The organism is Rugamonas violacea, from assembly GCF_016461825.1.
GTDB lineage: Bacteria > Pseudomonadota > Gammaproteobacteria > Burkholderiales > Burkholderiaceae_D > Rugamonas.
Window position 1 is genome coordinate 363,842 of sequence record NZ_JAEMNU010000037.1, and the last position, 4,946, is coordinate 368,787.

Annotated in this window: 3 protein-coding genes; all 3 read right to left on the reverse strand. The window is 67.0% G+C overall.

Annotation, left to right across the window (positions count from 1 at the left end):
- Positions 1-36: 36 nt before the first annotated feature.
- Positions 37-1,113: a histidinol-phosphate transaminase gene (gene hisC, locus H7U20_RS09265; RefSeq protein WP_199758841.1), complete on the reverse strand. Its 1,077-nt coding sequence runs from the start codon at positions 1,111-1,113 to the stop codon at positions 37-39.
- A 257-nt stretch (positions 1,114-1,370) separates the two neighbouring features.
- Positions 1,371-3,707 carry a glycosyl hydrolase family 18 protein gene (locus tag H7U20_RS09270; protein WP_233410596.1) on the reverse strand — a complete coding sequence of 779 codons (2,337 nt, stop codon included), beginning with the start codon at positions 3,705-3,707 and terminating at the stop codon, positions 1,371-1,373.
- A gap of 51 nt (positions 3,708-3,758) precedes the next feature.
- A complete protein-coding gene (locus tag H7U20_RS09275; protein WP_199758842.1) occupies positions 3,759-4,808 on the reverse strand; it encodes a cupin-like domain-containing protein in 1,050 nt (349 codons plus the stop codon).
- Positions 4,809-4,946: the final 138 nt, after the last annotated feature.

The following is a 4,946-nucleotide window of genomic DNA, read 5'->3' on the forward strand; positions in this document are numbered from 1 at the left end:
CGGCGTATAGGTTCCCGCCTGCGCGGGAACGACGGGTTAGAAGTTCCCTTGGGCCTGGGCCAGGATCTCTTCCAACGCCGCCACCAGTTGGGCGCATTCGGCGTCGGTGCCGATGGAGATGCGCAGGAACTGCTCGATGCGCGCCTGCTTGAAGTGGCGCACCAAAATCGCCCGCTGGCGCAGCGCCGCCGCCAAGGCCACGGCGGCGTGCTGCGGATGGCGCGCGAAGATGAAATTGGTCTGCGACGGCAACACCTCGAAGCCCAGCGCCGCCATCCGCTCGCTCAAGGCTTCGCGGGTGGCGACGATGGCGTTGCGGGTCCGTTCGAAATACGCCGTGTCGCCCAGCGCGGCGACGGCGCCGGCGATGGCCACCTGGCCCAGCGGGTAGCAGTTGAAGCTGTTCTTGACCCGCTCCAGTCCGGCGATCAGGTCGGCGTGGCCGAGCGCGTAGCCGACCCGCAAACCGGCCAGCGAGCGCGACTTGGAGAAGGTCTGGATCACCAGCAGGTTGTCGTGGCGCGGGATCAACGCCGCCGCGCTGGCGCCGCCGAAGTCGACATAGGCCTCGTCGACCACCACCACCCGGTCCGGATGGGCCGCCAGCAGGGCCTCGATCTTGTCCAGGGCCAAGGCGCGGCCGGTCGGCGCGTTCGGATTGGCGATGATGATGGCGCCGCCCGGCTGGGCGTAGTCGGCCACGTCGATCTCGAAGTCGGCGTTGAGCGGCACCACGCGGTAGTCGATGTCGTACAGCGAGCAATAGGTCGGGTAGAAGCTGTAGCTGATGTCCGGGCACAGCAGCGGCTGCTCGTGCTTGAGCAGGGCCTGGAAGGTGTGGGCCAGCACCTCGTCCGAGCTGTTGCCGACGAAGACTTGTGCGCGCGCCAGGCCGAAGTGGCCGGCCAGCGCATCCTTCAGCGCCGTGGCGTTGGGATCGGGATACAGGCGCAGCTGGTCGGCGACGGCCTCGCGCATGGCGGCCAGGGCCAGCGGCGACGGGCCGTAGGGGTTTTCGTTGGTGTTCAGCTTGACCAGCTTGGGCATGGCGACCTGCTCGCCCGGCGTGTAGGGCGTGAGGCTGTGTACGATGGGGCTCCAGAAACGGCTCATGGTGTGCTTGTGCTCTCGGATGGCGATGTCGAGGCAAAATCATACAGGCAATTGCAGTGTCGTTCCGGCAAAGACGGTATTTTCTTTGGAGAAAAGAAAAACGGCGGGGCTGCCGCGAGGCAACTCCGCCGTCCGGCGCCCGAAAATTCAGGGCGCCGGGGATGCTGGCCAAGCCCGGCGGCGCAGAGCCGGGGTCGGACCCCCGAGGGTCCGACCCCAGTTTGCGCCGTTGGGTTTCGTCGGCGTCCCGCTGGTCGCTATGGCAGGGCGACCGGCAGTTCGGGATACTCCTCCGCCAGCGCGTAGCGCACGCCGCCGATGGTGACGGCGTAGGCCGACGGTCCGCTGATCGGCAGCCGGTAGTTCAAGGTGATCGCCAGCGAGGCGCCCGGTGCCAGCGACTGCCAGCCCGGCAGCGTGAACTGGGCGTGGTTGAAGTTGGCCTTGAAGCCGCCGATGTTGTTCGGCCCCGTGTAGCCGGCCTTGGTCACCTTCAGGCCAACGCCGGACTGGTCGCTCATGTCGGCCGGCGCCGACACCGGATAGTCGAACTCGACCACCGAGCCGCCCGGTATCGTCGTCGCCGAGTTGTTCTTCACGGTCAGCACCGGGTTGATCGGATAGCTGTTGTCGCCCAGATTCCAGCCGCCCAGGCTGATGCTGATCTTGGCGCTGCTGGCCGGCACCGCCCCCTCGGCGCGCAGGTTGCCGTACGGTCCGGCGCTGCTGAAGGCGTTGAAGATGGCGGTGGTCAAGGTGGTGCCGATGAAGTACTCGCCCTTGCCGGCGTTTTTGCCGGCGTTCCAGGCGTAGTCGCCGGCCAGTTCCCAGATCATGATGCCGCCGATGTTGTTGTCGACGATGTACTTGGCCTTGGCCGCCATCGACTGCGCCGTCTCGGTGGAAATGAAGACCTTCTTGGTGGCGTTCCACAACCACGGCGCGGCCATGGTGCTGCTGTAGTTGGCGACGTAGGTGCCGGTCAGGGTTTTCTCGGTGACCTTGTAGGCGTCCAGGTAGTCCGGCACGATGCCCTGTTGCAGGTTGAGCGCGTGCCACAGCGGGTTGCCGCCGCCCGGCGTCGGTTTGCCGGTCGAGTCGAGGTCGTACCACAGGTTGTCGATGCCGACGGCGCCGGTGCCGCAGGTTTTCACGCCGGCGCAGGTGACGGTGGAGTTGACCAGGGCGGTGGTGCCCCACAGGCCGTTGCTGCCGCCGGTGACGTCCTTCCAGCCGCGCGTGTAGTAGGGCACGCCGATGTTGATGCGGCCGGCCTGCAAGGCGCCGCGATAGTAGCGGTAGGCCCAGTCGACGTTGAGGTAGCCGATGTTGGCGTACTGGTAGGCGTTGCCGGCGCGCAGTTCGCCGTCGTTGCCGTCGTCAAACAGCGCGGCGTTCGGACCGACGTACTGGTTCCAGGCGCCGTGCAGGTCGTAGGACATCAGGCTGGCATAGTCCAGATACTTCAGCCCGGACAGGTTCTCCTCGCCGCGCAGCACCCAGCCCGAGGCCGAGCCGGCGATGGTCAGCAGGTAGTACTTCTTGTCGGCCACGGCGGCGGCGTCGAGCTTCTCGCGCACCGTCTTGAGCAGCACGTTGTAGCTGGCCATCAGGCCGGCCAGGCGCGGCTTGGACAGGGCGAAGTCGTTCGGGTTGCCGGCTTCGTTGTTGGTGGTCGGGTGCTCGTAGTCGACATCGATGCCGTCGAAGAAGGTGTACTGGCGCAGCGTCGCCACCATCGAGTCGGCCAGGGTGTTGATGCCGGCCTGGTTGAGCGTGCCGTTGGCGTTGGTGGTGGCCGTGTAGAAACCGGTCGAGCCGGCCCAGCCGCCCACCGACAGCATGACCTTCACGCCCGGATTTTTCTTTTTGTATTGCGCCAGCAGATTGAAGTGGCCCTTGTACGGCAAGCTCGGGTCCATCGCGGCGGCGGGGATGTTGGGCCAGGTCAGGCCGGTGTCGGGGTTGTCGGCGCCGCTGCCCAGTTGCACTTTCGCGGTCGTCGTGTCGACGGCGGCGAAGGCGTAGTTGATGTGGGTCACCTTGTCCCACGGGATGTCGCTGACCAGGTAGGACGGGCTGCCGTCGACGCCGGTGCGCCAGCTGGTGAAGTAGCCGACGATGCGGCGTTGCAGGCCGTGCGCCAGCACCTCGCGGCCGTTGGCGTCGTACACGCCGCAGTAGGGCACGTCGGTCACCGGCGAGCTCAGGCCGTCGGGCCGGCAGGGCACCTTGCTCGGCGTCGGGGTCGGCGTGGGCGGGGTCGGGGTGGGTGGCGTCGGGGTCGGCGGGGTGGGTGTCGGCGGCGTCGGGGTTGGCGTCACCGTGCTCTCTTCCCACGGTCCCCATTGCGCGGCGCCGGGCACGTCGCCCTGGGTCCACCATTTGGCGGTGTAGCTCTTGCCGTTGTATTGCACACAGTTGCCTTGCGTGTAGACGGCGCTGGCCAGCCAGCTGCTGCACGACAGCGTGGTGCCGCCGGCGAGCAGCTTCGGCGTGGCGGTGGTGTTGGCGTTGTCGTTGCCGCCGCCGCCACAGGCGCTCAGCGCGACGCCGAGCAGGGCGATCAACAGGCGATTGCTGTGAAAGTTCATGGTTGGTCTCCGATATTGGTTTTGGTTTTGGTATTGCCGCGGGTAGGCCGATCAGAAATCGTGATCGGCCGGGTAGTTGCTGTAGAAGTCGTTGTCCCAGCGGAAGTTGGTGGCCGAGATCGTCACCGAGATGTCCAGTCCCTCGACGAAGTGCCACCAGCCCACCGGCAGGAAGAGAATCTCGCCGGGTTCGAGCACGCAGTCGATCACCTGCGCGTGGGCCATGGCGGGGAAGCGTTGCAGGTCGATGTTGCGGCCGTCGACGTCGGTGAAACAGTGGCGGTGGTTGTAGATGTTGGGCAGCTCCCACGGCGCCACCAAACGCACCCGCTTGCGGCCGATGATCTGCATCATGAAGATGTTGTTCAGATCGTGGTGGAAGGGGGTGATGGTGCCGGCCGGGCCGCACCAGAAGAAGCCACGGTTGTCCGGGTTCGGCGCCAGGTAGTCGGGCAGGGTCGGCACGTCCTGCCACAGTTCGATCAAGGCCTCGCGGTTGAGCGAGTCGTTGTTGGCGGTCATGTAGAAGTCGTTGGTGTGGCCGCTGTCGCGCACCAGCTCGACATACTCGCCAAAGCTCAGCCGACGCTTGTGGGCGACGCTGTTCTCCTCGTAGCGCGGATCGGCCTCGCGGCCGAACTGCACCTCGACCATGCGCTCGCCGAACTGCTGGCGGAAGTAGTCCAGGCTCCAGCGCCGGCGCGCCGCGTTGTCGTCCAACATGCCGGTGAGGATCACCGGCCGGTTGGCGGCGTAATGCTCGCGCAGGAAGGTCTCGCCCGACAAGGCGCCGCGCCGCTCCACCTGCGGCGGCACCAGCTTGCCCAGCTTGGCCGAAATGGCCAGCACCCAGTCGCGCTTGGCCATGCGGCTGTGCAGGCGGCGCGCGCCCTGCAGATAGGGGCTGCGCATGGCGGCGTCGATCTCCGCCTTGGCGTTCGGCACGCCTTCCTTCAACAGGATCATCGCCAGCGCCGTCGGATGGCTGCCCAGCATCAGGTTCTCGGCGATCCAGCGGCGCCAGTCGTCGCTCAGTTGCGGCCGGGCCGGCGCGCCATGGCCGGCGTGTTGGCGGCGCGCGTTGCTTGCTTGCGGTTTCATAGGACTCCCATCGGAAAGGATGCGGCCGGCGGTGGCTTGAATCAGCCCGGATCGGCCGGCGCCGGCGCTCAGGCCAACGCCGTTTGCCGGCCGCAGGTAGGGGAAGGGGAAGGGGCGGGCCGCCGCCCTGGCCGCACC

What these genes read in the sequence shown, in the direction of transcription:
- H7U20_RS09275 (WP_199758842.1), bottom strand. Translation starts at nt 4,808, where the DNA reads ATGAAACCGCAAGCAAGCAACGCGCGCCGCCAACACGCCGGCCATGGC.
- hisC (WP_199758841.1), bottom strand. Translation starts at nt 1,113, where the DNA reads ATGAGCCGTTTCTGGAGCCCCATCGTACACAGCCTCACGCCCTACACG.
- H7U20_RS09270 (WP_233410596.1), bottom strand. Translation starts at nt 3,707, where the DNA reads ATGAACTTTCACAGCAATCGCCTGTTGATCGCCCTGCTCGGCGTCGCG.